Annotated in this window: 23 protein-coding genes; 13 read left to right on the forward strand and 10 right to left on the reverse strand. The window is 36.0% G+C overall.

The genetic code is table 11. The features are described 5' to 3' along the window. Positions 1-136: 136 nt before the first annotated feature. Entirely contained in the window at positions 137-1,003 is an 867-nt protein-coding gene (locus AC07N0_RS04525; RefSeq protein ID WP_492801028.1) for an FKBP-type peptidyl-prolyl cis-trans isomerase, read from the reverse strand. Positions 1,004-1,065: 62 nt separating this feature from the next. Further along, a complete protein-coding gene (locus AC07N0_RS04530) occupies positions 1,066-2,091 on the reverse strand; it encodes a DHH family phosphoesterase (RefSeq protein WP_494588272.1) in 1,026 nt (341 codons plus the stop codon). 224 nt (positions 2,092-2,315) lie between these two features. Between AC07N0_RS04530 and AC07N0_RS04535 the strand changes: the two genes are divergently transcribed. Further along, positions 2,316-2,735: a nucleoside-diphosphate kinase gene (locus tag AC07N0_RS04535; protein ID WP_309921818.1), complete on the forward strand. Its 420-nt coding sequence runs from the start codon at positions 2,316-2,318 to the stop codon at positions 2,733-2,735. A gap of 43 nt (positions 2,736-2,778) precedes the next feature. Here the strand turns inward: AC07N0_RS04535 and ftsA are convergent, their stop codons facing one another. From ftsA to AC07N0_RS04550, 3 genes are all read right to left on the reverse strand, one after another. Then, positions 2,779-4,161 (reverse strand): cell division protein FtsA, encoded by a 1,383-nt coding sequence (gene ftsA / locus AC07N0_RS04540; RefSeq protein ID WP_494588273.1) that lies wholly within the window; start codon positions 4,159-4,161, stop codon positions 2,779-2,781. A 132-nt stretch (positions 4,162-4,293) separates the two neighbouring features. Beyond that, positions 4,294-5,049: a cell division protein FtsQ/DivIB gene (locus AC07N0_RS04545; protein ID WP_492801031.1), complete on the reverse strand. Its 756-nt coding sequence runs from the start codon at positions 5,047-5,049 to the stop codon at positions 4,294-4,296. Positions 5,050-5,289: 240 nt separating this feature from the next. Beyond that, a complete protein-coding gene (locus AC07N0_RS04550; RefSeq protein WP_494588402.1) occupies positions 5,290-7,623 on the reverse strand; it encodes an alpha-ketoacid dehydrogenase subunit alpha/beta in 2,334 nt (777 codons plus the stop codon). 384 nt (positions 7,624-8,007) lie between these two features. On the opposite strand from AC07N0_RS04550, the gene AC07N0_RS04555 reads away from it, so the two are divergent. The 4 genes from AC07N0_RS04555 (at position 8,008) to AC07N0_RS04570 (ending at position 11,268) form a co-directional block, all read left to right on the forward strand. Then, on the forward strand, positions 8,008-8,460 hold the full coding sequence (locus AC07N0_RS04555; protein WP_492801032.1) for a DUF1573 domain-containing protein: 453 nt from the start codon (positions 8,008-8,010) through the stop codon (positions 8,458-8,460). A gap of 317 nt (positions 8,461-8,777) precedes the next feature. Further along, positions 8,778-9,332, forward strand: a complete 555-nt coding sequence (locus AC07N0_RS04560) for a fasciclin domain-containing protein (RefSeq protein ID WP_492801033.1) — start codon at positions 8,778-8,780, stop codon at positions 9,330-9,332. Between the two features lie 440 nt (positions 9,333-9,772). Further along, positions 9,773-10,360: an RNA polymerase sigma factor gene (locus AC07N0_RS04565; RefSeq protein ID WP_494588274.1), complete on the forward strand. Its 588-nt coding sequence runs from the start codon at positions 9,773-9,775 to the stop codon at positions 10,358-10,360. An 83-nt stretch (positions 10,361-10,443) separates the two neighbouring features. Then, positions 10,444-11,268, forward strand: a complete 825-nt coding sequence (locus tag AC07N0_RS04570) for an anti-sigma factor (protein ID WP_494588275.1) — start codon at positions 10,444-10,446, stop codon at positions 11,266-11,268. Positions 11,269-11,456: 188 nt separating this feature from the next. On the opposite strand, the gene AC07N0_RS04575 is transcribed toward AC07N0_RS04570, so the two are convergent. Both AC07N0_RS04575 and AC07N0_RS04580 read right to left on the reverse strand, forming a co-directional pair. Then, positions 11,457-12,788: a DUF58 domain-containing protein gene (locus AC07N0_RS04575; protein ID WP_494588403.1), complete on the reverse strand. Its 1,332-nt coding sequence runs from the start codon at positions 12,786-12,788 to the stop codon at positions 11,457-11,459. After that, positions 12,788-13,186 carry a DUF4296 domain-containing protein gene (locus AC07N0_RS04580; RefSeq protein WP_492801036.1) on the reverse strand — a complete coding sequence of 133 codons (399 nt, stop codon included), beginning with the start codon at positions 13,184-13,186 and terminating at the stop codon, positions 12,788-12,790. Before AC07N0_RS04580 ends, AC07N0_RS04575 begins: the two co-directional genes overlap by 1 nt. Before the next feature lie 109 nt (positions 13,187-13,295). Between AC07N0_RS04580 and AC07N0_RS04585 the strand changes: the two genes are divergently transcribed. From AC07N0_RS04585 to AC07N0_RS04605, 5 genes are all read left to right on the forward strand, one after another. Next, positions 13,296-14,162 (forward strand): DUF58 domain-containing protein, encoded by an 867-nt coding sequence (locus AC07N0_RS04585; RefSeq protein ID WP_323251592.1) that lies wholly within the window; start codon positions 13,296-13,298, stop codon positions 14,160-14,162. Positions 14,163-14,209: 47 nt separating this feature from the next. Beyond that, positions 14,210-15,316, forward strand: a complete 1,107-nt coding sequence (locus tag AC07N0_RS04590; protein ID WP_494588276.1) for a hypothetical protein — start codon at positions 14,210-14,212, stop codon at positions 15,314-15,316. A gap of 20 nt (positions 15,317-15,336) precedes the next feature. Beyond that, entirely contained in the window at positions 15,337-16,329 is a 993-nt protein-coding gene (locus AC07N0_RS04595; RefSeq protein ID WP_492801038.1) for a VWA domain-containing protein, read from the forward strand. 262 nt (positions 16,330-16,591) lie between these two features. Continuing rightward, entirely contained in the window at positions 16,592-18,046 is a 1,455-nt protein-coding gene (locus tag AC07N0_RS04600) for an inorganic phosphate transporter (protein ID WP_492801039.1), read from the forward strand. A 97-nt stretch (positions 18,047-18,143) separates the two neighbouring features. Continuing rightward, a complete protein-coding gene (locus AC07N0_RS04605; protein ID WP_494588277.1) occupies positions 18,144-18,974 on the forward strand; it encodes a DUF2490 domain-containing protein in 831 nt (276 codons plus the stop codon). A gap of 245 nt (positions 18,975-19,219) precedes the next feature. Here AC07N0_RS04605 and AC07N0_RS04610 read toward each other — a convergent pair whose 3' ends face one another. Together AC07N0_RS04610 and AC07N0_RS04615 are read right to left on the reverse strand one after the other, a co-directional pair. Then, a complete protein-coding gene (locus tag AC07N0_RS04610; protein WP_494588278.1) occupies positions 19,220-20,500 on the reverse strand; it encodes a metallophosphoesterase in 1,281 nt (426 codons plus the stop codon). 150 nt (positions 20,501-20,650) lie between these two features. After that, complete coding sequence (locus AC07N0_RS04615) at positions 20,651-21,520, reverse strand: AraC family transcriptional regulator (protein ID WP_494588279.1); 870 nt, start codon at positions 21,518-21,520, stop codon at positions 20,651-20,653. A 155-nt stretch (positions 21,521-21,675) separates the two neighbouring features. On the opposite strand from AC07N0_RS04615, the gene AC07N0_RS04620 reads away from it, so the two are divergent. Further along, positions 21,676-22,233 carry an RNA polymerase sigma factor gene (locus AC07N0_RS04620; protein WP_309921773.1) on the forward strand — a complete coding sequence of 186 codons (558 nt, stop codon included), beginning with the start codon at positions 21,676-21,678 and terminating at the stop codon, positions 22,231-22,233. A 410-nt stretch (positions 22,234-22,643) separates the two neighbouring features. Here AC07N0_RS04620 and AC07N0_RS04625 read toward each other — a convergent pair whose 3' ends face one another. Then, positions 22,644-23,021, reverse strand: coding sequence for a hypothetical protein (locus tag AC07N0_RS04625; RefSeq protein ID WP_494588280.1), 378 nt, complete (start codon positions 23,019-23,021; stop codon positions 22,644-22,646). A gap of 181 nt (positions 23,022-23,202) precedes the next feature. On the opposite strand from AC07N0_RS04625, the gene AC07N0_RS04630 reads away from it, so the two are divergent. Both AC07N0_RS04630 and AC07N0_RS04635 read left to right on the forward strand, forming a co-directional pair. Beyond that, on the forward strand, positions 23,203-24,408 hold the full coding sequence (locus AC07N0_RS04630; protein WP_494588281.1) for an acetyl-CoA C-acetyltransferase: 1,206 nt from the start codon (positions 23,203-23,205) through the stop codon (positions 24,406-24,408). A gap of 192 nt (positions 24,409-24,600) precedes the next feature. Then, positions 24,601-26,757 (forward strand): 3-hydroxyacyl-CoA dehydrogenase NAD-binding domain-containing protein, encoded by a 2,157-nt coding sequence (locus AC07N0_RS04635; protein ID WP_494588282.1) that lies wholly within the window; start codon positions 24,601-24,603, stop codon positions 26,755-26,757. Positions 26,758-26,825: the final 68 nt, after the last annotated feature.

Consider the following 26,825-nt stretch of genomic DNA (forward strand, 5'->3'; position numbering starts at 1 on the left):
TTAAAATGGCATAAAACAAAAAAGGTAAGCAAAAAAGTACAATAAAATCTTTGAAAAAATTAAAATCAAGCCTCATTGGTCTGTGCTTTTAATTTTTCCTTTTTCATTGTTCTTCCTACTTACCTTCTTGCAAGGGCTATTGTCCTCCTTTTTTGAAATCGATTGCTTCCACAGTAAACACTAAAGCAGAGTTTGCTGGAATCGGACCTTGAGCGGCTTCGCCATATCCTATTTGAGGGGGAATCAAGAAAGTACCTTTTCCGCCTTTTTTCATCATCAACAATGCTTCATTGAAGCCAGGAATCATTCCACCGATAGGCATATCTAATGGGCTTGGGCTTTGGTCAAACACTTTTCCATCTAAAAACTTACCTACATACATACATTTACAAACATCACCAGTTTTTGGTGTTTCACCAGTACCTTCTTTTGTAATAACATATTGTAAACCTGATGGAGTAGTTTTGAAGGCTAATCCAGATTTCTTAACATAATCAGCCATCAATTCTGGTAATTTAGCTTTACGTGTTTCAGCCTCTACTTTTGCTTTTGCTTGGTCAGCAGCCATATCTTTTTCAAATTCAGCTTTAGTCTGTACTTTCAAGATTTTAACTGTATATTTTAAATCTGTACCTTTCTTTAAGAATGGAGGCAACTGTTGTCCACCTTTTGCCAAAGAATCAACAGGTACAAAAATTGTTGCGCTATCACCTAATGAAAGTAAGCGTAAACCATCTTCAAATGAACCTTTGAAGCCTGATACACCAGCAGGTTGCAACATAGCACGTGCAGGCTGAGAAGCTGGAGATTCTTGAAGAACAGAATCAGTTGAGTTTTGGATTTTTGCAGTAAACGAAATGATATCTCCGTCTTTTAATTTTCTTGCTTTGTCATCGTGACTATGAATTTGGATTTTCACTCCGTCTTTTACTTCTACACGATTCTTGTTACATGCAACCATCATGCTGGCAGCCAACAATACAACACTGATTCTTTTTAACATTTTTGTTTGATTTTATTGATTTTATTTTTGTTTTATAGCTCAAAGAGCCTTTGTTTATTTTTTTAAAGGGGTACTGCCAATAATTCTGATTGATACTCTGGTAATATACTAATAAATTTTTCGACGGTAGCTTCCAAACCAATCCCTGTAGTTTTTCCGCCAGAGGCGTTTTTGTGTCCTCCGCCACTAAAATATTTTGAGGCTATTTTATTGACAGCAAACTCTTCCACAGAACGGAAAGACATTTTTACGGCTTCGGGTCTGTCTACAATAATAGCAGACATCACCATGCCTTCAATTTGTAAGCCATAATTTACAATGCCTTCGGTATCGCCAGTTTGGGAATTAAAACGCTTTAGTTCTTCTTCTGTAACGGTAAAATAGGCAACCCTGTATTCTGGCAACACCACTAGTTTTTCCGAAAGGACATAGCCTAAGAAATTCAGGCGTTCGGCAGTAGTACTATCATAGATTCTACGGTGAATCAGATTGGTATTAACGCCTATTTCCATAATGTCTGCTACAATCCTATGCACGGCTGGCGTAGTACTTGGATGACGGAACGAGCCAGTGTCTGTCATTATTCCTGCATACAAGCATTCACAAATAGCAACATCTAACAAAGCTTGGTCTCCTAAAAGAACAATTAACTGGAATATTAACTGTGCAGTAGCAGCGGCATTGGTATCATGATAACTAAACTGGGCAAAATCTTCAGGAAAAGTATGATGGTCAATCATTACTTTGATTGCCTGCGACTGTCTGACAGGCTCGGTCATACTTTCAATACGCGATAGTGCCGAAAAGTCTAAGCAAAAAATAACATCTGCCTCAGCAATTAGTTTATTAGATTTTGCTCTTAATTTATAATCTTCATAATTGATGACCTCGTCATTGTTAGGCATCCAAAATAAAAATTTAGGGTAATCAGATGGTGTGATTACTGTAATTTGATGTCCCTTCTTTTTTAAATATCTTGCTAGTCCTAATGATGACCCAAGTGCGTCTGCATCGGGTTTAAAATGGGTTGTAATTACAATTTTTTTGGGCGTATTTATCAACTCACGAAAGGCTTCAAGATTTTGCATTATATACGATTGATTATCAGGATATTATGTTTTATTCTAAAAATGAATAGCAAAGTTAGCGAGAATTCTCCACAAAAAAAGCTGCAAGGTTTCTAAAACCTTACAGCTTTGTCGTAATTTTGCAGAAATAATCTATTTAAAATCAGTTTTAGAATCTTTTAATAAGATTTTATGCATTTCAATGACTTCAAAATTACATTCCACACATTTCATAAATCCAAAATATGGCAACTAACAGAACTTTTACAATGATTAAGCCCGATGCAGTAGCTGAAGGTAATTCGGGAGCAATTATTAAAATGATTGAAGAAGCTGGTTTCCGTATTGTAGCTATCAAAAAAACGCTACTTACTAAGGAAAGAGCAGGAGAGTTTTATGCAGTTCACGCTGAAAGACCTTTTTATGGTGAATTATGCGACTATATGTCGTCGGGGCCAATTATTCCAATCATCTTGGAAAAAGAAAATGCAGTATTAGATTTCCGTACTTTGATAGGAGCGACAAACCCTGCTAATGCAGCAGAAGGGACTATTCGTAAAGCTTTTGCTAAATCAGTTCAAGCAAATGCTATTCATGGTTCTGATTCAGATGAGAATGCATCAATAGAAGGATTCTTCTTTTTTGGAGGTATCGAGCAATTCTAAGATATGATTTTAATGATAAATATGAGTAGCAAGGGTTATTTTACTACTCGTATTTATCATTATCACCCAAATCTTCTCCAATAATTCTACTTGCTGCTTGCTTCAATTTCCCGAAAAAACCCAAAGAGCTTTTCTTTCCATTGGTTTCAGCAGTTTTGGTATTTTCTCTACCATTTTTATTAATACCAGTATTATTATTGATTGGTACAATTGGTATAATTACAGGAGCATCTTTTCTAAGTATTTTATAACCTTCTTCACGCTCGTCTATTTCTCTGATTCCTTTCCAAACCAATCCTACGGCTGTAGAATAAGTTGGATTTTTAATTTCTTCGGTAAATGATTTTCCTAAGTTTTCGTTTGGATAGCCAATTCTTACGTCTCTTTGTGCTACTCTTTCAAAAAGCTGGTCGATATATGGCATTTGAGCAGAACCTCCTGTAATAACAATACCACAGTTGATTCTATTTAAATAGCCAGAACGAGTAATTTCGGCTACTACCAATGTCATAATTTCTTTGAGTCTTTCTTCAATGATAATGGCAATATTTTTGACCGAAACTATTTTAGGCTTACGTCCATTAGCACTCGGGATAGAAACAACCTCTTCGATAGCTACTTCTTCTGCAATAGCCGACCCAAACTTTACTTTCAATTGTTCTGCTTGTTCTACAGATACGCCACATCCCTGCTCAATATCAGTAGTAACTGAATCCCCAGCAAATGGTAGTACTGCTACATGCCTCACTATTCCTTTATAATAAATTACGATTTCTGTAATTCCGCTTCCTATATCAACTAGGGCAACGCCTGTTTTCTTTTCTTGTTCTGTCAGTACAGCCAATGAAGCTGCTAAAGGAGAATAAACTAATCCACCTTCAATCTCCATTTTATCTTTTGAGCGTTCAATACAGCGTTTTGTCTTATCTAACTCAGCTTGTGGCGAAACAATCATTAAAAATTCACCCTGCAATTTCAATCCACTAATACCTACTGGTTCTTGAATACCATTGGCAGAGTCTACAGAATATTCCTGAGGTAAATTATGAACAATAGCATTCCCCTGCGAAATAAAAGTTCGCTGGGCATCATTGGCAACTTGGTCTACATCTGTAACAGTTACTTCTTCACCACGAGTTTGTCTGGTAATACCAGCCTTATGTTTTGAACTATGTATGTTGGGACCAGCGATACTGGCTACAACTCCTCTGATATGAATGTTAGCTTGGTTTTCAACTTGCTCAATAGCAGACTGAACTGCTTCTATTGTTTTATTGACATTCAACACGACACCCTTGGAGACTCTTCCAGTGGTATCGGCTTTACCCAAACCAAGAATCTCCAACTTGCCCAAACTGTCAAGTCTGCCAGCAACAACACTTACTTGCTTACTGCCTATGTCAAGTCCAACGATTATTTCATTCATGGAAGGTAGAATTTAAATAATTTGAGATTAAAAATAGCTACACAATAAATTTTCCCAATAAGCCCCCTAAGGTAACTACTCTTACTGAATAATTATTTACCGATTAATAAAGCTTATGGTGAAACGCCATTTTTACTCACAAATAATCTGATTTCTGTATTTTACACTTACTTTATGATAGGTATCCCACCCTTTTACGGGTAGAATATCCTTATAAAAAATTTTAATTTTCTTAAATTTTGCTTCAATATCAATTCCCATTCCAAATTCAATCACATGATTCCCTATTTCGGGCACCATTGTAATCCCACCATCTTTCTCAACGATTAATTGTGTTATTTGTGCTTTCCAAAAAGTATCCTCATTGATTGCATTGATTAGATCTACGATAGCTTTACTTTTTACCTCTTTTAAATTTTGTATTTTTTCAAAATACCCTCCCGAAAGCAGTAAAACTCTGGGAGTAAAATGCTGAGAAATACCGATAAAATCGCCTTTCTCTGTTACGTAACTATCTGAACCTTTATTATATAATACTCGGGCGAGTGGTGTGTGTTCTACAATATCTATTGTCATTTCTCCACTTAAATCTCGGTGAACCTGACACGACTTTACTAACTTATTTAAACTAACTTTTTTTTCTATTTTCTTAAAATCAATCTTATCAAAAGGTTTTCCCTCTGGGCTATCCACTACATTCGGGCTAACAATGGCTAATATTTCATTAGCAGTTACTAATTTACTCTCATTAGCCCCTTCGATTCTTACATTTATTTTCTTACATTTCTGATAATGATGAACATTTTCAGCATAAATTACAATCAACAGTAAGACTACAGCTAGTACTGTTGGCCAAATCCATTTTCTAATTTTTCGTAAGGGGTTCAATGTAATTTAATTAAGGTTATTGTTATCAAGCAATTAGAAAAAGCCTATTCATATACTAATGAAACTAATCATTATACTATGAAAATTTCTAAAAGTTTGAAAAAACCATACGAAATTAAAAAAAATAACTTAAAACCTTCACATTATTTATTAAAAGGCAATTAAGTAGTTAAAAAAGTGGAAAAAGTGTTAATTCTTCTCTTTTTCTAAATATAAAAAAGTATTTCTATCCAAAAATCTTTAATAAATAGCTGGAAACTTTGTAGGATAACATTCTGCCATCAATTGGTAGGCCGTATCTACTACATTCTCAACGTTTGGTTTAGAAAAATAATCACCATCTGAACTATAAGCTGGTCGATGTGGCACCGCTGCCATACAAACTGGTTTGGCATCTAAATACCTGTAGGCATTTTGTACATCCACTACTTGTTGCATCATATAGGCCGAACCTCCGCCAGGCATATCTTCATCAGCAAATATTACTCTGTTTGTCTTCTTAATCGATTCAACAATTCTATGTGAAATATCAAATGGCATCAATGTCTGTACATCTATTACTTCTATAGAAATATCCATGTTTTCTAATTGTCGAGCGGCCTCCATCACAATTCTGCACATTGAACCATAAGTAACAATGGTAATATCTCTCCCTTCACGAATTACCTCTGGCACACCCAATGGTACTTTTGTTTCATGCAGATTGACTGGCAATTTTTCTTTCAATCGATAGCCATTCAAACATTCAATGACGATTGCTGGGTCATCTGAACTCAATAATGTATTATACATTCCCGCTGCTTGTGTCATATTTCTTGGCACACACAAATGGATTCCTCTTAAGCCACCCAATAAAACCGACATGGGCGAACCCGAATGCCAAATTCCTTCTAAGCGGTGTCCTCGTGTTCTGACGATTAACGGTGCTTTTTGTCCTCCTACTGTTCTGTATTGCAAACATGCTAAATCGTCTGATAAAGTAGCAAAAGGATAAAATATATAATCAAGATACTGTATTTCAATGATTGGGCGTAAGCCTCTCATTGCGGCACCAATTCCCTGACCTACTATGGTCATTTCTCTGATTCCTGTATCTGTTATTCTCAACTCTCCAAATTTCTCTTGTAAACCTGCTAATGTTTGATTTACATCCCCAATTTTCCCCACATCTTCGCCTAAAATAAAAATTCTGGGGTCTGTACTGAACAAATGGTCGAAATTTTTATTTAAAATCTCTCTTCCATCTAAAAGTGGGGAATTTATTTCATACTCTGGCTTAATTTCCTGCACTTTTAATGGCGAATATTTCGAAATACTGAACTGACTAGAATTAAACCGTTGGTCATTCTTGGCATCAGTTTGTTCAAGCCATTTTTTTAGTCCTTGCTTAGTAGAAAAATCTTCCAATCGTAAAGCTCTGAGTGCTTTTCTAGCGGCTACTACATTCTCATGATGAATTGGATTAACAGCTTTGCGTAATTCCTCCGCTATTTTTTTAATCTCAACGCCATTTTCACTTTCAGCAGCAGCTTGGTATAACAAAGAAAGTAAATCTTCTCTTTCTGGCTTTATTGAGGTCATATAAGCAGTCCAAGCAGCTTTCTGGCACGCTTTAGCTTCCTTCACTGTTTCTTCGTCAATGCTCTCTAATTCGGCTTCAGTGGCAATACCTTCAGCAATAATCCATTCTCTGAATTTTAAATTACAGTCAAAATCCACTTCAAATTTTAGTCTTTCTGCAGACTTATATCTTTCATGTGACCCTGAGGCAGAATGGCCTTGCTGTTGAGTAGCATCTTCTACATGTACTAAAGACGGAATGTGGTATTCTCTGGCCAATGTTGCTGCTTTTTGGTATGTTTCCATCAATGCAACATAGTCCCAAGCCTTCACCGTAAAAATTTCTATGCCAGCACCATCTTCATTTCTTTGATAACCAGCCAAAGCTTTGGAGATAGACGATTTTGTTGTTTGATATTCAGAAGGAACAGAGATTCCAAAGCCATCATCCCACACCGACATCACCAAAGGAATTTGTAATACGCCAGCGGCATTCACACATTCTAGAAACATTCCTTCTGAGGTAGAAGCATCTCCAATAGTAGAGAAACACACTTCATTACCATTACGAGTGAATTTTTCTGAAATTTCGTGTAGTTCTGGTTGTTGTCTATATAATTTTGAAGAATATGCTAATCCGACTGCCCTTGGCATTTGTCCAGCCGTTGAAGAAACACCTGCGACTGAATTAAATAATTTTGTTTGGTCAACCCACTCTCCTTCTTCATCCAGCCATCTTGTGGCATGGTGATTATTCATTGCTCTTCCTCCTGTGTGTGGGTCGAAAGCAATGTCTGGATGTCCGTATAATTGTGAGAAATATTGAGTCCAAGTCATATCGCCAACAGCGGCTACAATGGTTTGGTCACGATAATATCCTGAAACAAAGTCTCCTGCTTTCATTGCTCTAGCTAAAGCCAGTTGACAAAGCTCCTTACCATCACCATAGATTCCAAATTTAGCACGCCCTGCAAAAACTTCCTTTCTTACAATAAGGCTACACTCACGACTCATGCGAGCAACCTTGTAATCAGTCAAGACTGATTCTTTGGTAAATACTATTGTTTCTGACAGAAGTGTGTTTTCCAAGACAGTGAGATGGGTAAAAATGAACGATAATATACAAGTTTCAGTACCAAAAATAACAAAAATTAATTAGGGTAACAAATGTAAAGCTTTCAACAAAGCAATTTATACCCTTGTTAATGATTTGTTAAAACCTATAAAACATTTTGTAAAGCACCTATAAGACTTTATTTTTGTTTTGTGAATTAAGGGTAATTTTTATTAAATTAACCAAAATTTTCATTTTAAAGCATCGTTTAACACTTTGTTCTAATTATAATAATTTTCACATTTATTTTAACATCATTTTAAAACAAAACTATTAAAGCTAATATGAAAAAATTACTTTTCGTTTTCGCATTGGTATTTGTTGCTTCTTTTGCTAATGCTCAAGGAGTGATTAAATTCAAATCAGAATCTCATGATTTTGGTAAAATAGAAGAAGGCGTTGTGGCAACTCACGTTTTTGAATTCACAAATACAGGTACTGCACCAGTTGTTATTTCTAATGCCTCGCCTTCATGCGGTTGTACAACACCAGATTGGACAAAAGAGCCTGTAATGCCTGGTAAAACTGGTAAGGTAACAGCAGCATTTAGCTCGGCTGGTCGTCCTGGTGGTTTTTCAAAAACAGTTACTGTTATTAGTAATGCAGAGACTCCTCAAATAGTATTATCATTCAAAGGCGAGGTAGTTCCAAAAGGTACTCCTGCTGAAGTTACTGCTCCAGCTGCTGCTCCTGTAGCTCCTGCAAAAGCTCCTGCAAAAAAGAAAGCGACAAAATAAAATTTTTCTAAGATTTTAGGAAAAAAGGCGTAGACAGCAATGTTTACGCCTTTTTTGTTTTTTAAGTACTTTAATAAAGAAGCTGTTTAAACTTTCCCTTTCGGGTTAAACTAAGTCTTTTAGAATAGCTTGTTCCAAAATTTACTCAACGTAGCGATGCTATGCTTCGCAAATTTTGAAAAAATCAATTCAAAAATACAATACTTTCACCTCAGAAACGGAAAGTTTAAACAGCTTCAAATCCAAAACGTTATTGCTTGCGTAAATCTGTTTAGAAATGTTTAGAAACAACAATTTACATAAACCGCCAAAATAAAATGAGAAAGTTAATATTAGTGTTAGGAATAGCCTATTGTAGTGCTATTGCATTCACATCAAAAGCTCAAAATGTCACTGTAGGCAAAGAGGCAATGCTACCCGCCAAGAACATTGTTCAAAATGCAGTTAATTCTAAAGTCCACACTACATTGGTTGCCGCAGTAAAAGCAGCCGATTTAGCCAGTACGCTACAAACCAAAGGACCCTTCACAGTTTTTGCTCCTGTAAACGATGCTTTTGAAGATTTACCTGCTGGAACAGTAGAAAATTTATTAAAACCAGAGAACAAAGCAACCTTAGTGAAAGTTTTAACGTATCATGTTGTAGCGGGCAAGTTAGACTTTAATGCAATCGCAAAAGCTATTAAGGCCAGCAACGGAACTGCTACATTAAACACTGTGAGTGGTGGCAAATTATATGCAATGATGAATGGTCCTCATAATATCATGTTAAAAGATGAAAATGGAGGCACCTCAAACATCAGTACTTATGATGTCTATCAGTCCAATGGTGTGATTCATGTATTAGATGCCGTGGTATTACCCAAAATGTAATCCCTTATCCAAAAGGTATGAAGTTAGTTATCAACACTTTCTTCACGCCTAATAGACAGGTGTGGTTTAATAATGGGTAATGTACAAAGGGCTTTCTTTTTGGAAGTCCTTTGTTTTCAAACCACTTATTTCTCCTCACTCATCTTCCTAATTATCCATGCGGTCTCTCTAATTATTTAAGTAAGCGTAAAACAGTAAAGTGTTATTATTTCCGCAAAAACTTCTCGCATAAATGAATGATTATTAAACCGTTAGATTAATTTTATAAACACAGATTATTTCAATCGTAGAATATTGAAATAATCCCATTATCTTTATTAAGCCCTTTTACAAGAAGGTAAAGTATGAAAAAACTTCCTTAAACATAACTACTATTTTGTTGTTATATTAAGTAAGGTTATTCTTCACATCATCTTACATTCATTGAGAAGCAAACATTCATGTCTAAACGCAAAACCATTATAGCTGAAGAAGCTCTCGTTTCCTTACTGCAAAGTCAGGATGAGCGAGGATTCTCCATCTTGTATGATAATTACTCATCAGCACTTTACGGGGTTATTCTGAAGATAGTTCGCTCAGAAGAGGTGGCCGCTGATGTCATGCAAGACACCTTTGTGAAGATTTGGCGGAATATCGAAGCTTATAATCGTACGAAAGGAACATTATTTACATGGATTCTGAATGTGGCTAGAAATACTGCCATCGATAGAATTCGTTCACAAGAATTCCAAAATTCGCAGAAAAACCAAGACATTGATGACCACGTACAAGTCATCGATAGCCAAGGGGGTAGTCAATTTGATATTGATGCCATTGGGGTAAAAAAGGTAGTAGAAAACCTTAAGCCTGAACATCAACAAATTATTGATTTGCTTTATTTCAAAGGATACACTCAAGCAGAGGTTGCTGAAGAATTTGGTATTCCATTAGGAACTGTTAAAACAAGAGTAAAGTCTGCCATTGCACAATTAAGGCAGTATTTTGTTCAATTTGGATTGATATTTCTTACTGGATTTTTTGATTTGTAATTGAACGATTTAATGATTGTTCGGTATAAGTCAATCAGAAATCAATCTTTCACAGAAATCAACCACGATCAACATTTATAAAAATGAACATTCAAGAATACATAGAATCGGGTATTTTGGAAAGCTACTTGCTAGGAGTTACCAACCCTGCGGAATCCGCGGAGGTAGAACGCCTCTTAGAAGAGTATCCTGCCCTTCAGATAGAACTGACGGCATTACAGGGTACGCTTGAAAATTATGCTCTTCAATTTGAACAAGAACCTCCTGCTGCTCTTAAGAATAGAGTAATGGAAGCCCTTACGATAGAACAAACAAACACTGAAAATAATGAGAAGGCGCCCCTTGCGCTATCACTGCCCAAAGAAGCTGAAAGTAATATTAAGCCCCTGAGGACTACTAATACTTGGCAAATGGCAGCATCATGGGTACTTTTAGCCCTAAGTATTGCAGGAAATGTTTGGTTCTTTACTAATTGGCGAAATTCTGAGGAGAAAGTCCTTGCATTGGAATCTCGGAATCAAATTTTAGCGCATGAAGGGCAAACCTTAAAAGCTAATTATCAAGAAGAGGTAGCTATTTTGCGAAGTCCTCATGTAAAAATTATTCCCTTAGCAGGTCAGCCAGATTTTCCAACTGCTAGCGCTGTGGTTTATTTTGACCAAACGAGAGAATCGGTATATTTATCTGGGCTCAATTTACCAACCGCACCTGCTGGAAAACAATATCAGCTTTGGGCGATTGTTGACGGCAAACCTGTTGATGCAGGGATGATTGATGGGAATTCAATGTTGTTAAAAATGAGGTCATTCTCGACAGCCGCAGCTTTTGCAATTTCATTGGAGAACACTGGCGGTAGTACTACGGAAGCAGGGCCTAAAGGAGCTATTTATGTAATGGGAGCAGTTTAGAGTTGTGAATTGTGAGTGAGGAATGCTCCGCCGTTGTGATTGAGAGCGGTCTTTCGCTGAAGTTTAAATATTTATATACACTACTTAATTATCAATAAAAAAAGCCTAAAAGTGTTTAAATTTCACTTTTAGGCTTTTTTATGTATTTATTTTTCATCGAACTAATTAATACCCGATACCCGAATGCCCTATATTATTCCTCTTGATTTAAGTTCAAGGTATTTGTTTACTGTATTGACAGTGAGGTTTTGAGGAGGCGTTAATAATGCCTGAATACCATATTGAGCTAATTCACGAACGATTTGCTGTTTTTCATAGAAGTATTTTTCTGCAATCGTTTTATGATATATTTCTTCGGTGGTTACTGCTGGCTTATCTAACAATGTTTTTAACTCTGTATTCTCGAAAAAAATAACCATTAACAAGTGGTCTTTGGCAAGTTTTCTAAAATAAGGCAATTGCCTGCGCATAGACGTTACCGTTTCAAAATTTGTATATAACAATAGTAAACTTCGCTGGCGAATATGCGTTTTGGTATAAATGTATAAAGCTTCATAATCGGTCTCCAGATACCTCGTTTTTTGTTTATACAATAACTCCAAGATTTTAGTCATTTGTCCAGCCTTTTTATCTGCCGCTAAAATCTGTCCAATCCTATCTGAAAAAGTAATTACCCCTGCTTTATCTTGTTTGTTAATGGCAATGTTAGATAAAATTAGCGTTGCATTAATGGCATAGTCTAACAACGATAGGCCATCAAAGGGCATCTGCATTACCCTTCCTTTATCTATTAAACTATATACGTTCTGTGATTTTTCTTCTTGGTAAGCATTGACCATTATGTCGTTCCGACGAGCCGTAGCTTTCCAATTGATATTCCGTATATCATCGCCCTGAACGTATTGTCTGATTTGCTCAAATTCTTGACTTTGCCCAATTCTACGGATTTTTTTGATACCTAATTCAGTAAGCCTATTTGATATCGCCATCAACTCGTAAGCCCTCATTTGTAGAAAAGAAGGATATACAGCCACCATTTTTTCATTAGAAAACTGATACCGACGTTTTAATAAGCGAATAGGGCTTTTTACATATACATTCACCGCACCAAAACTATACTCTCCTCTTTTAGTTGGGCGTAGTTGATATTCAATAATTTGCTTTTCCGACGATTTCAATGTCGTATTAAACAGTAAATCTCGTTTCTGAAATTGAAAAGGAATTTCATCGATGATTTCTAGTAGGATTGAAAAGCTATAACGGTTTTCTATAAAAATAGCAATTGGGTTTTCATCGCCATTTGAAAGCCTCTCAGGAACGTTCCTTTCACAGAGAATTCCTTTCTTAGTTTTATATAAAATAATGCTATCTACTAACAGCATTAATATCAACACCATAAAAAACAACTGTGTAATACCCAATAAAAAAGGGAATACAAAAGCCAATACAAACAAAAAGACAATCCCGACTATAAAGTAATATACTACTTTAGCAATATACAAGGACTTGAAAAAATGTATCATATTTGTTTCACGGGATGATTAGCGGGTGCTTTTTTTAACGTATCAATAGGTGTTAGCTTAGGACTATTCACGGCCTTGCGTCTATCTTCTAGTTCTATTTTTACCTCTTCATAAATATTTTTAAAAACCTTCGGGTTTAATATATAATACTTTAAGCTCACATTAAACGTTGCAGTATCAGTTTGATGCTTTTTCATGACCTTCCAACGTAGGCGTTGATACACCAACAAGGAAGAGTCTTGGCTACCCAAGTGCATATTATTTACACTAGCTTCGGCTTCATGAATGTCTGCCAAGATTTTTGCCATCTTATCTTGTTCAATCAAGTTTGCGGGCTTATCTTCCGAACCGCAAGCTATCAACAAAGTTGCTATCAACAGAATTATTAATCTCATATTTCAAATTTACAGGGAATTTGGCTAGTTTTAAACTTGTAAAAGTTTTTTAAGTAAAATTATGAAATGATTTTTGTTTGAAGCACGCTTCAACGAATGATAATAATAAATGACTCCCAACGAATTTTTAGCCAAGCTTTATAAATATGAAATTAAAATCCGCAAGGCTGTTACTTCACAGATGCGGGGAAATTTTCATTCTATCTTCAAAGGCTCTGGTCTAGAATTTAGTGATTTACGACAATATCAATACGGCGATGATGTTCGCTTGATTGACTGGAACACTTCTGCCAAAGGTCATGGGACGTATGTCAAAATCTTTAAAGAAGAAAAAGAACAATCCGTTTTTTTTGTAGTTGATGTAAGTGCCTCGCAAGATGTAGGCAGAACCGACCGTTCTAAATTAGATACTACGAAAGAGATTTGTGGGGTATTGGCACTATCGGCCATTAAAGAAGCTAGCCATGTGGGGCTCCTTTGTTTTTCTGACCAAAAAGAAAAATATATAAAACCTGCCAATACGCTAAAACATGGTTATCAAACGATACTGGAATTATTTAAGCTAAAAACAGAATCGACAGGGACGAATCTGAAAAAGATGATTTTGTTTACCCTGAATGTATTAAAACGCAGGAGTTTGGTCATTTTAGTGTCCGATTTTATTGATACTGGCTATGAGGAAAACCTAAAAGCATTGGCACGTAAACATGATTTAATCGTTATTCATTTATACGACCAACGAGAAACTAATTTACCTCGTTTGGGCATTATTCCAGTGTATGATACGGAAACACGTAAAACGATATGGGTAAATGCTTCGTCGAGTTGGTTTAGAAATCGGATGAAAATTCTTTTCGACAAAAACTCTCAACAAGTAGAGCAGGTTTGTAAACAACATAGGGCCAATTATTTAGCCATTGATGCTTCGGAAGATTATGTACCTAAACTAATAAAATTATTCAAAGTAAGAAAGTAGACAATACAAACCCATTGGTTGTAACACTCAGTATGAACCCTTTTTTAATGAAGTATTCAAACATTAACTTCACAGATTCATTAAAAGAAACATCAAAGATTACGATTGCCTGCAAAGTTTTCAAAACTTTACAGGTGTTTCAGCATAGGTTCAACTTTGGTATTAATGCTATTAAGTTTTATATCCTACATCTTAAATCCTATGTCTTAACACCTAAACCTTACTCAAAGTCTTGTGTCTTGCGTCTTGTATCTTACGTCTTGTGTCTTACATGCTGTCTTTCAATCACTCAGACAAATGCCCAAAATACTTACTGGAAATTGCCTAGAGGGAAATTCATGAGTGAGAGTTTGAAAGTAGGTTTACCCATAAAATATGCATTGAGTTATCGACACAAGCCAACGGCAGATATTTTCTTTCCAGACTCTACGTTCAATTATGCACCCTTCGAATTAGTTTCTCGAGAATACTTTCCAACCCTTACGGATGATAAAGGCAGTCTGGATAGTGCCATTTATACCCTTATTTCCTTTGAGGTAACCCCTGTTCAGGAACTTAGCTTACCTATTTTTGTAAAAGAACAACTAGACTGTACGAGTGTATTTGCCCCAATGGATTATGTCCGTTTGAAAGGTACAATTGCTGAGAGTGGACAAATGGATACGCTGTCCTTAAAAAAGGATACTAATGTTATCCTTTTATCACAACAGCCTAATTATCCCTTAATCTTTCTATTTATTATTGGGCTAAGTTTTTTAGGCGTACTGACGTTTTGGTTTTTTGGTACTCCTATTAAAAGACAGATTAAGCTTTTTCAATTCAGACGCCGATATGATGAGTATCAAAGGGGTTTTCAAAGACTAAGTAGGGCTACTGATGACCAGAAAAAAGGATTAGAAAATGTTGAAAAAGCAGTAATTCTCTGGAAAAATTATGTAGAACGCCTAGAAAGTAAGCCTTTTACTACTTTTACAACGAAAGAGATTCTGGATAATTTACAAGACATTCGTTTGTCGGAGGCACTCAGAGAAATAGATGCGACGGTGTATGGAGGTATTTATTCTAAAAAAACAGCCTCTTCATTAGAAATTCTTCAAGAACTCGCAGAGACTCTTTATCGAAAACATCGAAAAGTTCTGGTACAAAGTTCTTAACTTGAACGAATTACATTTTTATGCAAGATTGGTTTTCAAAATATTGGTTTTTACCCTCTACCCTTTCAGGTTTTGATTGGGCCCATCCTTTTTTTCTGTATGGATTAGCCGTTATTCCATTGCTTTTTCTACTGAGGGGCTGGCTTCGGGGTGGGGCTATCCAAAAATTGAACATCTCTTTCCCTGCTAATGATATTCAATCTAACTGGATAAGTTATTTACGTTTTATTCCTGCCATCTTTTTAATATTATCTATTGCTACGATGCTCTTGGCGTTGGCTCGTCCACAAAAAGTCATTTCCGAAACCGAAGAATTTTCCGAAGGCATCGATATTATGCTTGCCTTGGATATTTCAAAATCAATGGATAGCAAAGATATTCCGCCATCCAGACTAGCAGTTGCTAAAAAAGTAGCTAAAAAATTTATTGGGGGCAGATTGCATGATAGAATTGGCATGGTAATTTTTTCGGGTGAGCCTTACTCTTTATGTCCACTGACGACAGACTACGAAATGTTGGATGAATATGTAGATGAAATTTCGTCTCAACTTATCCAAACCTCAGGCACCGCCATCGGCAATGCCTTAGGAATGTGCATCAATCGTTTGAGGGAAATAGAGTCAAAAAGTAAAGTGGCCATCCTTATTTCTGACGGAGATAATACATCGGGCAATCTAGACCCTGTAACCTCAGCCTTATTAGCGAAGGCATTTAGCATTCGTGTGTATACTATTGCCGTGGGAAGTAATAAAAATGAAACTGAAAAAGTAGATGAAGGCACGCTTCGTGAAATTGCGAAAGTAAGTGAAGGCAAGTTTTTTAGGGCCAAAGATGCTAAATCCTTAGAAACTATTTTTGAAGAAATCAACCTTTTAGAAAAGGTAGAAATCAAACAAAATAAAATGCGAAATGTCCGTGATTTTTATCATGCTTATTTACGTTGGTCTATTGCCTTTTTACTTTTATCATTCGCCTTCAAAAATACCTTTATGGGGAATATTCTTGAAGATTAAAATAATTCAGTATTATTTGATTCATTTACCAACAATAAAGTCCAACAAAAACTACAATAAATCTATTAAATTGTATTTAAATACTCTCACGCTTAGATTTAATAATTCCTTAACATTCCGATAACTAAGTATTTATACCTTTGTGGCGAAATTACCAATATGAAAAACCACGATACTTGAAAACTTACTTAATAACCTAAAGTTTCTGTAAATTTTCAAGTTAACATTAGGGCGATTCGTTGCTCTTCAAATCAATAAAATAATGTTCGGATTAGACACGTCTCTATTCATTTTACTTTTCCTGTGTTTGTTTTTGGCTTGTGCTTTTGAATTCGTCAATGGCTTTCACGATACAGCCAATGCTGTAGCCACAGTAATTTACACCAATTCGTTAAAACCAACGCAAGCAGTAGTTTGGTCTGGCTTAATGAACTTCTTGGGCTTACTTACTGGCGGTGTTGGTGTAACAATGTCAATTATTGGTTTGCTTCCCACAGAGCTACTCATCGACCCCAACGTGTATCACTCCATGGCAACTGCCCTAGCGATGTTGATTACTGCCATTCTTTGGAATTTAGGAACTTGGTATTTTGGTATTCCTGCTTCTTCTTCGCATACTTTAATTGGTTCTATTATTGGTATTGGTGTTGGTTATGCATTGCTTCCAGAAAATAAGGCTGGCTTAGAAACAGTCAACTGGGACAAAGCTATTGAAATTGGTAGAGCACTTTTATTATCTCCATTATTTGGTTTTGCAGTGGCTATTGTATTGATGTACCTTATGAAAAAAGGGATTTCTAATAAAGATATTTTCAAAGAGCCTAAAAAAGACACTCCTCCACCGATGTGGATTCGTGCTATATTATTTACTACTTGTACATTGGTAAGTTTCTTCCACGGCCGTAACGATGGACAAAAAGGTATTGGTTTAGTAATGATGATTTTGATTGCTTTCTTACCGGGATATTTTGCGATTAATACAGATGTTGACCCATTTAAATTACATGCAGAAGTAAACACTGTACAACAGATAGTTACGAAAATAGATACTTCAAAACTATCTGCTACTGAAAAAGAAGGATACCACAAAATCATTAAAGCTACAAATGGCTTAATTGTTATTTTAGATGACAAAACACTTACAAACGATAATTTATCAGTTGATAAAAAATTAGAGATTCGTAAAGATGTTCTTTCTATCAACAAATATTCTAAAAAATTGACTGAAAGTGATGCTGTTACGTTGAGCAAAGACGACAGAGAGGCTTTGAAAAAAGCTACTGCTGGTTCTGCTCCTGCTTTCTTCACTTTTGGTACTTCTTCAAGTGGCTTATCTTCTTTAACAGATTTTGCTCCTACTTGGGTAATGTGGATGATTGCCCTTTCGTTAGGATTAGGAACAATGATTGGCTGGAAACGCATTGTAGTAACTGTTGGTGAGAAAATCGGGAAACAACATTTATCATACGCACAAGGTGCTTCTGCTGAATTAGTTGCTTCGTTTACTATTGCTTTATCTACTTTATATAAATGGCCTGTGTCTACCACACACGTACTTTCTTCGGGTATTGCAGGTTCAATGGTAGCATCAAAAGGTATTAAAAACTTACAAGGCGGCACTGTAAAAAGTATCGTAATGGCTTGGGTACTTACATTGCCTGTTACCATTTTGGTTTCTGCTACAATATTCTATTTACTCCGTACTATTATCGGATAATACATTAAAAAAAGAGATGTGGTAGCGCTTTGTTCTATCATATCTCTTTTTGATTACAGCATTTCGAATACCCCAACTACCAATATAGAAAATCCTAATGAAAAACTTTTTATTGTCGGCAATCCTATTGCTGACCTTGTTAAACACATCCTTTTCCCAAAGTCCAAGGCAATATTATCATATCTCGAATGGCTGGACAGACATCAATATATCGGGAAAAATAGCGGGGAAATTTACTTGGCAATTAGAAAATCAGCATCGCCGTGAAGATATGCAAGGTGATTACAACGCTGCTACCACCACGGGGAATCCTTACAACAACCTGAATCAACACGTTTTTCGTCCTTGGGTACATTATCAGTTTAACCCTAATGTTCGTTTTTCATTAATGCCTTTGGGTTGGATTGGTTCTAATCGTTTTGCAGAAGGTGCTCCTTCGGCTTTCTTTTCAGAAATCCGTGTTTCACCGCAAGTAATGTTAACGCAAAATCTGGGAAGAGTACGCATTGATCACAGGCTACGATATGAATTTCGTTGGTTCGGAAAAAATCAGGCAGTTAATGATAAAAGCTTTATATATGGTGGCGATTTTTCAACGACTACTTATAAAGAGCGTTTTCGCTATCAGATAAAGGTAACTGTGCCAATAAATCATGCTAAAATGGATGATAAAACATTATATGCGCAGACTTATAATGAATTGTTCATCAATACTGGAGAACAAGTAGGCAACATTAATTTACTAGACCAAAATCGTGTCTTAATTGGACTTGGATATAAATTCAATAAGTTTTTGGCTGTTGAAGCAGGTTATATGCAACAAACGATATTTAAGTTTAATAACAGTGCTAAGAACAATGTTGATGTCAATAATATCCTTCAACTAAATTTAGCAGTGAGCAATTTTGAGCAATTGTTTAAAAAGTAATAAGAGCATGTGTCATTTTTCTTTGGAATAATATTTTAAAGATTGTGAATGTATTATTATCGCCTTGTCCTTACTTTTCTTGTCTTGATACAAGAAAAGTAACAAAAGAAAATCAAGAATTCCTAATCGCAACGGCGACCCGTCTCGCTCCGCTCAAACAGTAGGAATTCGATATTCCTCAATTAAAAAAGCGGTCGAAAAACTAATTTCGACCGCTTTTTTGATGACTTTGTATCGTTATTATACTACGCTCTTTTTAGTTCAAATACCGTAATCTCTGGAGGCATCCCTACTCTACCCGGATAACCAATATAACCATACCCACGGTTTACATACAGTTGTTGGTCTCCTTCCTTATATAATCCTCCCCATTGTTTATAAACATACTGTGCGGGCGTCCATGTTTGTCCTGCCACTGTAATCCCGAATTGTGTTCCGTGCGTATGTCCAGAGAACATCACATCAATATCTTGGTATTTTGTATTTACTTCTCTATCCCAGTGGGTTGGGTCATGCGATAGTAATAATTTTACGGGTGCTTCTTCCGTACCTTTTACCGCTTTGGATAAATTACCATAGGTATGAAAACGATTTTGTCCACTGATATTTTGCACCCCAATAATCGCTAATTTTTCTCCGCCCTGTTCAATAAACCTATTTTCGTCCATCAGCAAATCGTAGCCTAACACTTTATGAGCATGCATTAAATCTGTCAGGTTTTTTCGTTTCCCTGCTAAATCATTACCCCAGTTTACATAATCTGCATAATCATGATTTCCCAAAGTGCTATATACGCCTAAAGGTGCTTTTATTTTATTGAAAATGTCAATATACTCTTGCACTTCACTGGCAAGGTTGTTCACCAAGTCGCCTGTAAAGAAAACCACATCAGGTTTTTCTTTCATCAACATCTCCACACCACCTTTTACAGCCACCCGATTAAAAAATGAACCTGAGTGTATATCTGAAATTTGGGCTATCGTCATACCATCAAACTCCTTTGGTAAGTTTTTCAACGCTAGCTTTACTCTTCTTATTCTATAATCGTGTGCACCTGAGATAATGCCCCATGTTAGTGCCAACGCAGGAACGGTTCCTGCAATAACAGCCGTCTTCATTAAAAACTCACTCCTAGTAATAGGTGTATTTAATGCAGAAGGTTGGTCAGTAGTAATCGGGGCACTAGTTTCTGAAGAACCTGTAAATTTAGCAATTACCCAACGGAATAATCTAATGATATCGTCAATTAATAAAAATAGTACTACAAAAATTTTAGAAATATAACTGATAAAAACACCTATCAAGATGATCGTTCTAAGGGTTTTACCCAACCATTCTGGTGGTGCAAAATTATATAACCATAGCCCAAATATAGAGATAGTAGTAAATGCCCAAAAAACATATTTAACAATGTTCTGTATATTAATAGAAGTATTTTGAACAGAAACTTTTACGGCTTGCCAAACGTACCAATCAATCAACAAGAGAATCATTGATAAAATTGGAATAATAATTAATTTATTCATTGAAGTAAGGGCTATTATATAACAATAACAGAAAGAGTATTAAAGGATTGAAACAGAGTGATTTTCACCTTTAAACTAAACGATATTCGGTAAGTCTAGGTTCTGGACGGCATTATTTTTATGATAAACGGCAATTTTCTACCCTATTTTTTACTTTTTCCTATATAATCTTTGGTAAGCCTGTGGTTTCATTTGCATCAATGATTTGAACGAGCGATTGAAATGTGAAAGATTATTAAAGCCACTTTCAAAAGCCACTTGCGATATACTTAGTTTTTCGCCTGCCAATAGTTTACAGGCATGCCCTATTCTAAGTTCCTGTAAAAATTGAAAATATGTTTTACGCGTATGGGTTTTAAAATATCGGCAAAATGAATTTACACTGATATTAGCTACCTCGGCTACTTCTTCTAAAGTAATTTCGCGGGCAAAGTTGTTCAATGAAAAAGAATAAATCATGTCTATTCTTCTTGTATTGTATTCATCTAACGAAACATTAAATTCTGTTTTTGATAAATCAATCACATCTTCCGCACTTGCTATATAGCTTAGAATGCTTAATAACTGGATTACTTTATCTATACCAGTGGTGTTTAACATTTCTTCCATCAAAACGCCTACTTTTTCTCGGGCACCTCCGCCAATGAGTAATCCCTTTTTAGCCTTTTGAAATAATTCGTTTAATAATATCGATTCTGGTATTTTCATGAAGCCATCACCCCAAAAATTTGGGTTGAAGTGAATCACGATTGAACGAGACATTAATGTCGAGTTTTGTTCAAAATAATGCGGGTCACTTCTAAAAAAGTGAGGTACATTAGGGCCAATGATAATCAAATCATTTTCACGGAAACTTCTTACACCATTCCCTACTAAAAGCGTTCCAGTTCCTTCAAAAATATATACTATTTCAATTTCTGGGTGATAATGCCAATGATTATAAAAATAAGGAACAAAATCCTTGTTAACATTGAATGATTGCTCGGGCATTACCTGAACTTTTCTAAATAATGGCTTCATGCTATGTAAATTATTACCGAATCACGGTGTCGCTCAAAATTAATGCTAATATAGTATCAAAATGTACTAATAACGGAAAAGTTTATGTAAGAAAAAAACGTTCACTTTGTAATGAAGTTTTTTTATAATTTATTGTAATAAAAATAGATTTGAAGATGATTAAGCGTCCGCATTACGATAATTTCGAGCTTTGGCAAAGATTTAAGAAAGGAGATCAGCAGGCTTTTCACTTGATTTATAAATTAAATCATAAAATTTTAGTCAATTATGGTAGTAAAATAACACAAGACATAGAGCTTGTGAGAGACACCGTACAGGATTTATTCGTAAACTTATGGCTTAGAAAACATAATCTTGCCGATACTGACAATATTGAACCCTATTTAAAAACTTCGTTGCGTCATGATTTGGTCAGGAAAATTACTGAATCGAGAACTGGCGTTCCTTTTGATAATATTTCAGAGCTTGCCCATCAGTTGGAAAAGTATCATTTTTCGTATATTCATGAAAATGAAGAGCGAGAAGAAATGTTCATTAAACTTGAAAAAGCTTTGTTGTCGTTGCCAACCAGGGTATCGCAGGCTTTAAAAATGCGCTATTTTGATAAAATGGGCAATCAAGAAATTGCCACTAAAATGTCGATTAACTATCAGTCTGTTAATAACAATATTCACAGAGGCGTAGAAACATTAAGAATTGCGATGACTCAGTAATATACTACTTATCTATTTATTTTAAAGTATTCCTAAAAATAGTAGATAGATAAGTTATTTCAGAATATATCCTCCCTTTTCTATCTTATCTCTATTTTTAACGCTACAATTATACAATTAACATTTAGGTTGATTTTTCATCTCTATTATTTTTCAAACAACTCTAAAATACCTCACTAATTGAATATTCGTGCTTTTTATCTTCTTAACCTTTGATAATACGTGTATAGACACATATATTTGTGATGTAAATAACTAATCACAATTTACCCACTTAAATTTTATAGCGATATTTATACTAGCTTTTAGTATAAATTCAAGACTCCTGAATGATAATCTTTAATGTATTACAAACTAAAGTGGCGGCTTTAATTTGTAATCAAAGATAAAGATTAGTAACAGGAGTTTTTTTATTCCTTTGTTCCTAGCAATTCTTGTCCTTGCACAATTACTTTCACTCCTGATATCAATCCGCCCGTGCGAACAAATATAATTTGAGCGCCAAAGCTACCTTCTTCAAATTCATCATCTTTCTTTTTCATTAGCTTAGTCTCTGGATAATCTGCTGCTTGTCCATACAATTCGCCTGCTTTAAAGAACACTTTCATTTTTGGCACATAAGGATTATCAGCCATTTTATAGCTACCATAATAATCTTTGTATTCCAAAGAATCATTTTGGGCTACACTTGTACTTGGGCAATTTGATGTGGTGGTTTCTTTTTGATGGGCAAATGTTGAAATTGAGATAAAAGTTAAAAGAGCTGCGAAAACAATTGTTTTTTTCATGATTGAATAATTTTCTTGTTAAGTTAAAAATGAAGCAATTAGGTACTGATAATAAACATTTGTTAAGTTAATTGTTTTTTTAAATTTAATCTAAAAATTGTGCCAAATTTGGTATGCTAGCATAATGTTTTTATTAAATTCGTAATAATATTTAAAAGCAATCATTAAAACATCATCATAAATGAATGTAGCCTATATATATGATGCCGTTCGGACACCCCGTGGACGAGGGAAATCGGATGGTTCATTGCACGATATTCAACCTGTTCAGCTCGCTCAACAGGTGTTGCAACAACTCCGTGAACGCAATCATTTAGATACTACATTGGTAGATGATGTCATTCTGGGTTGTGTTACACCTATTGGTGAACAAGGAGCAGATATTGCCCGTACGGCGGTATTGGCTGCTGGCTATGACCAACGGGTGGCAGGTGTACAAATTAATCGTTTTTGTTCTTCTGGGTTAGAAGCTGTTAACATGGCGGCGGCTTATGTTATGTCTGGTCAACAAGAGCTAATTATTGCAGGAGGAATTGAATCAATGTCACGTGTGGCAATGGGTTCTGATGGTGGTGCGATGATGATGAATCCTCAATTGATTGCCGACCATAAATTTGTTCCTCAAGGTATTTCAGCAGATTTAATTGCTACTAAATATGGCTATAGTCGCGAGGCACTAGATGCGTATGCGGTAGAATCGCAAAGACGTGCTGGTATGGCTCATCAAAATAATCGTTTTGCTAAATCGATGTTCGCTGTAAAAGATGATATCGGACAAGAAGTATTGACTTATGATGAAGGTATGCGACCACAAACTTCTTTAGCTTCACTCTCAACATTAAAACCCGCTTTTGAAATGATTGGTCAAATGGGCTTAGACCATCTGGCTTTGATGAAATATCCTGAACTCAATGAAATCAAACATTTGCACCATGCTGGCAATTCATCTCAGATTGTAGATGGCTCGGCAGGTATTCTGATTGGCAGTAAAGCAATGGGAGAAAAAATGGGCATTAAACCAAGGGCAAAAATTACCGCTTTTGGTGTTTGTGGCTCTGAACCAACCATTATGCTGACAGGCCCTATTCCTGCAACGCAAAAAGTATTAAAACGCAATGGCATGAATATCAGTGACATCGATTTATTTGAAGTCAACGAGGCTTTTGCTGCAATCCCGATGCTATACATGGATATATTAAACATAGACCCTTCCAAAGTAAATGTGAATGGCGGAGCAATCGCATTAGGACATCCACTGGGTGCTACAGGAGCCATCATTCTAATGACACTTATGGATGAATTGGAACGAACAGACAAAAATGTAGGTCTGGCTAGTTTATGCATAGGTGGAGGAATGGGCATTGCAACTGTTATTGAGAGGACTTGAGGATTTGAAGACTAAAGGACTTTAGGACTTTTTATAGACTTTAAGACAACAGACTTTATGATTAGAGGATTTTAAGACTTCTCTACTCCTATAGTCTTTAAGTCCTAAAGTCCTTTAGTCTTCAAATCCTCAAGTCTTAAAATCAAAAATCCTGTAGTCCTAAAGTCTTCCAGTCCTAAAGTCCTTAAAAAAATGATCTCATATAATATATTACATAACGTTGCTATTTTAAGCATTAATGTTGCTAATCAGCCGATGAATGTGCTGAATGATGAATCTATTCCTGCCCTTTCAGCGGTACTAGACAAGGCTTATGCTGACTCATCCGTAAAAGGTATCATCATTACGTCAGAACGGCCAGAGTTTATTGCAGGGGCAGACTTGCGGATGATTCTTAATAATAATGGCAAAGCCCCTGCGGAATTACTAAAGCTTTCATTATCCTTAAATGCTATTTTCAGGAAAATGGAAACCAATGGAAAGCCCATCGTAGCAGCCATTAATGGTACTGCTTTGGGAGGTGGTTATGAAGTCTGTTTAGCTTGTCATTATAGAGTAGCGCTTAATAATCCGAAAGCAGTAATTGGTTTGCCCGAAGTAACCATTGGTTTATTACCCGGTGGCGGTGGTACACAGCGTTTACCCAGAATGATAGGCATAGAAGCAGCCGCTCCACTTTTATTAGAAGGCAAAAAAGTATCGCCAAAAGATGCCCTTGCCTTAGGATTGGTTAACGAATTGGTAGATTCGTATGAAGAGATGATGGATAAAGCCTTTGCTTGGATTAATGCCAATGCTAATGCATTACAACCTTGGGATGAAATCAATCGAAAAACAGGGAAAATACAAGCCAGAGAAAATTATAAAATTCCAGGCGGGAATATATTGAGCCCTAAAGGCGCCCAATTAATGATGGCTGGCACAGCTATGACGATGAACAAAACCAATGGGAATTATCCTTCGCCCATTGCGATAATGTCGTGCGTATATGAAGGGCTATTGGTTAATATTGACAAAGGACTTGTCATCGAGGCACGTCATTTTGTAAAAGTAGCCAACTCGTCGGTAGCAAAAAACCTGATTCGCACGATGTTTTTTGGGCTGAATGAAACAAACAAAGGCGTAAGTCGACCAAAGAACATTGAAAAAACGGAAGTAAAAAGATTAGGCATTATAGGGGCAGGGATGATGGGGTCGGGTATTGCCTATGTGGCTGCTATGGCAGGGATTCAGGTAGTATTGAAAGACGTTTCATTGGAAGTAGCTGAAAAAGGCAAAAACTATACTAAAACCCTCCTTGAGAAGTCCATCATCAAGGGCAAAATGGATGCTATAAAAGCAACTAATATCCTGAGTCTAATAAAAATATCTGACAATTATGCTGACCTTTCAGGAGCAGATTTAATCATAGAAGCAGTTTTTGAAAATCCAGAGTTGAAGGCAGACGTTTCAAAAAAAGCAGAAGGTTTATTGAAGACCGAAGGCGGTGTTTTTGCTTCTAATACTTCCACACTCCCTATCTCTGATTTAGCCAAAACAGTGAATCGACCTGATAATTTTATTGGTATTCACTTTTTTTCGCCTGTTGATAAAATGCAATTGGTCGAAATCATCATGGGCAAAGAAACGTCAGACTATGCATTGGCTGTAGCGATGGATTTTGTCAAGAAAATTCGTAAAACCCCTATTGTCGTGAATGATGCTCAAGGGTTTTATACTTCAAGGGTTTTCTTTACTTATACTTCCGAGGGTATAGAATTATTAAAAGATGGTATAAATCCTGTAGTGATAGAAAACATAGCCAAACAAATGGGTATGCCCGTTGGGCCATTGGCAGTATCTGACGAAGTAGCGTTGGATTTAGCCTACAAGATTTCTCAGGAAGCTGTAGTAAAAGGCATTTTGCAAGCAACCGATACCGCCTATTTAGTCAGCAAACAATTTACTGAAATGGGTCGTCTGGGTAAAAAAGCCAAAGCAGGATTTTATGAATATCCAGCAAATGGCAAAAAATATCTTTGGAAAGGTTTGTCTGAACTTTTTCCTATCAAAGAAGAAGTTATTGATGTAGAAGAAATCAAAAAAAGGTTATTGTATCGTCAGGCATTAGAAACGGTAAAATGTGTGGAAGAAGGCGTTATCCGTAAGAAGCTAGATGCTGATATTGGCTCTATTTTCGCATGGGGGTTTCCTGCCTATTTGGGCGGCACATTATCATTTGTAGATACTGTAGGTATTAAAACCTTTGTTTCAGAAGCTGACCGTCTGGCAGATACCTATGGAGAACGATTCAGACCTACGGATAAACTTCGTAAAATGGCTGAGGCAGGAATTGGATTTTATGAATGATAACCGAAGATTCTGATTACCTTTACACAAATCCCCAAATCCCTTGTAAGTCGGCAAGATTTACAAGG

It is taken from the genome of Arcicella sp. GW821-FHT09D11, assembly GCF_059416265.1.

Excerpts from the sequence above, each read along its gene's own strand:
- AC07N0_RS04525 (WP_492801028.1), bottom strand. The coding sequence starts at position 1,003 with ATGTTAAAAAGAATCAGTGTTGTATTGTTGGCTGCCAGCATGATGGTT.
- AC07N0_RS04530 (WP_494588272.1), bottom strand. The coding sequence starts at position 2,091 with ATGCAAAATCTTGAAGCCTTTCGTGAGTTGATAAATACGCCCAAAAAA.
- AC07N0_RS04535 (WP_309921818.1), top strand. The coding sequence starts at position 2,316 with ATGGCAACTAACAGAACTTTTACAATGATTAAGCCCGATGCAGTAGCT.
- ftsA (WP_494588273.1), bottom strand. The coding sequence starts at position 4,161 with ATGAATGAAATAATCGTTGGACTTGACATAGGCAGTAAGCAAGTAAGT.
- AC07N0_RS04550 (WP_494588402.1), bottom strand. The coding sequence starts at position 7,623 with ATGAGTCGTGAGTGTAGCCTTATTGTAAGAAAGGAAGTTTTTGCAGGG.
- AC07N0_RS04555 (WP_492801032.1), top strand. The coding sequence starts at position 8,008 with ATGAAAAAATTACTTTTCGTTTTCGCATTGGTATTTGTTGCTTCTTTT.
- AC07N0_RS04560 (WP_492801033.1), top strand. The coding sequence starts at position 8,778 with ATGAGAAAGTTAATATTAGTGTTAGGAATAGCCTATTGTAGTGCTATT.
- AC07N0_RS04565 (WP_494588274.1), top strand. The coding sequence starts at position 9,773 with ATGTCTAAACGCAAAACCATTATAGCTGAAGAAGCTCTCGTTTCCTTA.
- AC07N0_RS04570 (WP_494588275.1), top strand. The coding sequence starts at position 10,444 with ATGAACATTCAAGAATACATAGAATCGGGTATTTTGGAAAGCTACTTG.
- AC07N0_RS04580 (WP_492801036.1), bottom strand. The coding sequence starts at position 13,186 with ATGAGATTAATAATTCTGTTGATAGCAACTTTGTTGATAGCTTGCGGT.
- AC07N0_RS04585 (WP_323251592.1), top strand. The coding sequence starts at position 13,296 with ATGACTCCCAACGAATTTTTAGCCAAGCTTTATAAATATGAAATTAAA.
- AC07N0_RS04590 (WP_494588276.1), top strand. The coding sequence starts at position 14,210 with ATGAAGTATTCAAACATTAACTTCACAGATTCATTAAAAGAAACATCA.
- AC07N0_RS04595 (WP_492801038.1), top strand. The coding sequence starts at position 15,337 with ATGCAAGATTGGTTTTCAAAATATTGGTTTTTACCCTCTACCCTTTCA.
- AC07N0_RS04600 (WP_492801039.1), top strand. The coding sequence starts at position 16,592 with ATGTTCGGATTAGACACGTCTCTATTCATTTTACTTTTCCTGTGTTTG.
- AC07N0_RS04605 (WP_494588277.1), top strand. The coding sequence starts at position 18,144 with ATGAAAAACTTTTTATTGTCGGCAATCCTATTGCTGACCTTGTTAAAC.
- AC07N0_RS04610 (WP_494588278.1), bottom strand. The coding sequence starts at position 20,500 with ATGAATAAATTAATTATTATTCCAATTTTATCAATGATTCTCTTGTTG.
- AC07N0_RS04615 (WP_494588279.1), bottom strand. The coding sequence starts at position 21,520 with ATGAAGCCATTATTTAGAAAAGTTCAGGTAATGCCCGAGCAATCATTC.
- AC07N0_RS04620 (WP_309921773.1), top strand. The coding sequence starts at position 21,676 with ATGATTAAGCGTCCGCATTACGATAATTTCGAGCTTTGGCAAAGATTT.
- AC07N0_RS04625 (WP_494588280.1), bottom strand. The coding sequence starts at position 23,021 with ATGAAAAAAACAATTGTTTTCGCAGCTCTTTTAACTTTTATCTCAATT.
- AC07N0_RS04630 (WP_494588281.1), top strand. The coding sequence starts at position 23,203 with ATGAATGTAGCCTATATATATGATGCCGTTCGGACACCCCGTGGACGA.
- AC07N0_RS04635 (WP_494588282.1), top strand. The coding sequence starts at position 24,601 with ATGATCTCATATAATATATTACATAACGTTGCTATTTTAAGCATTAAT.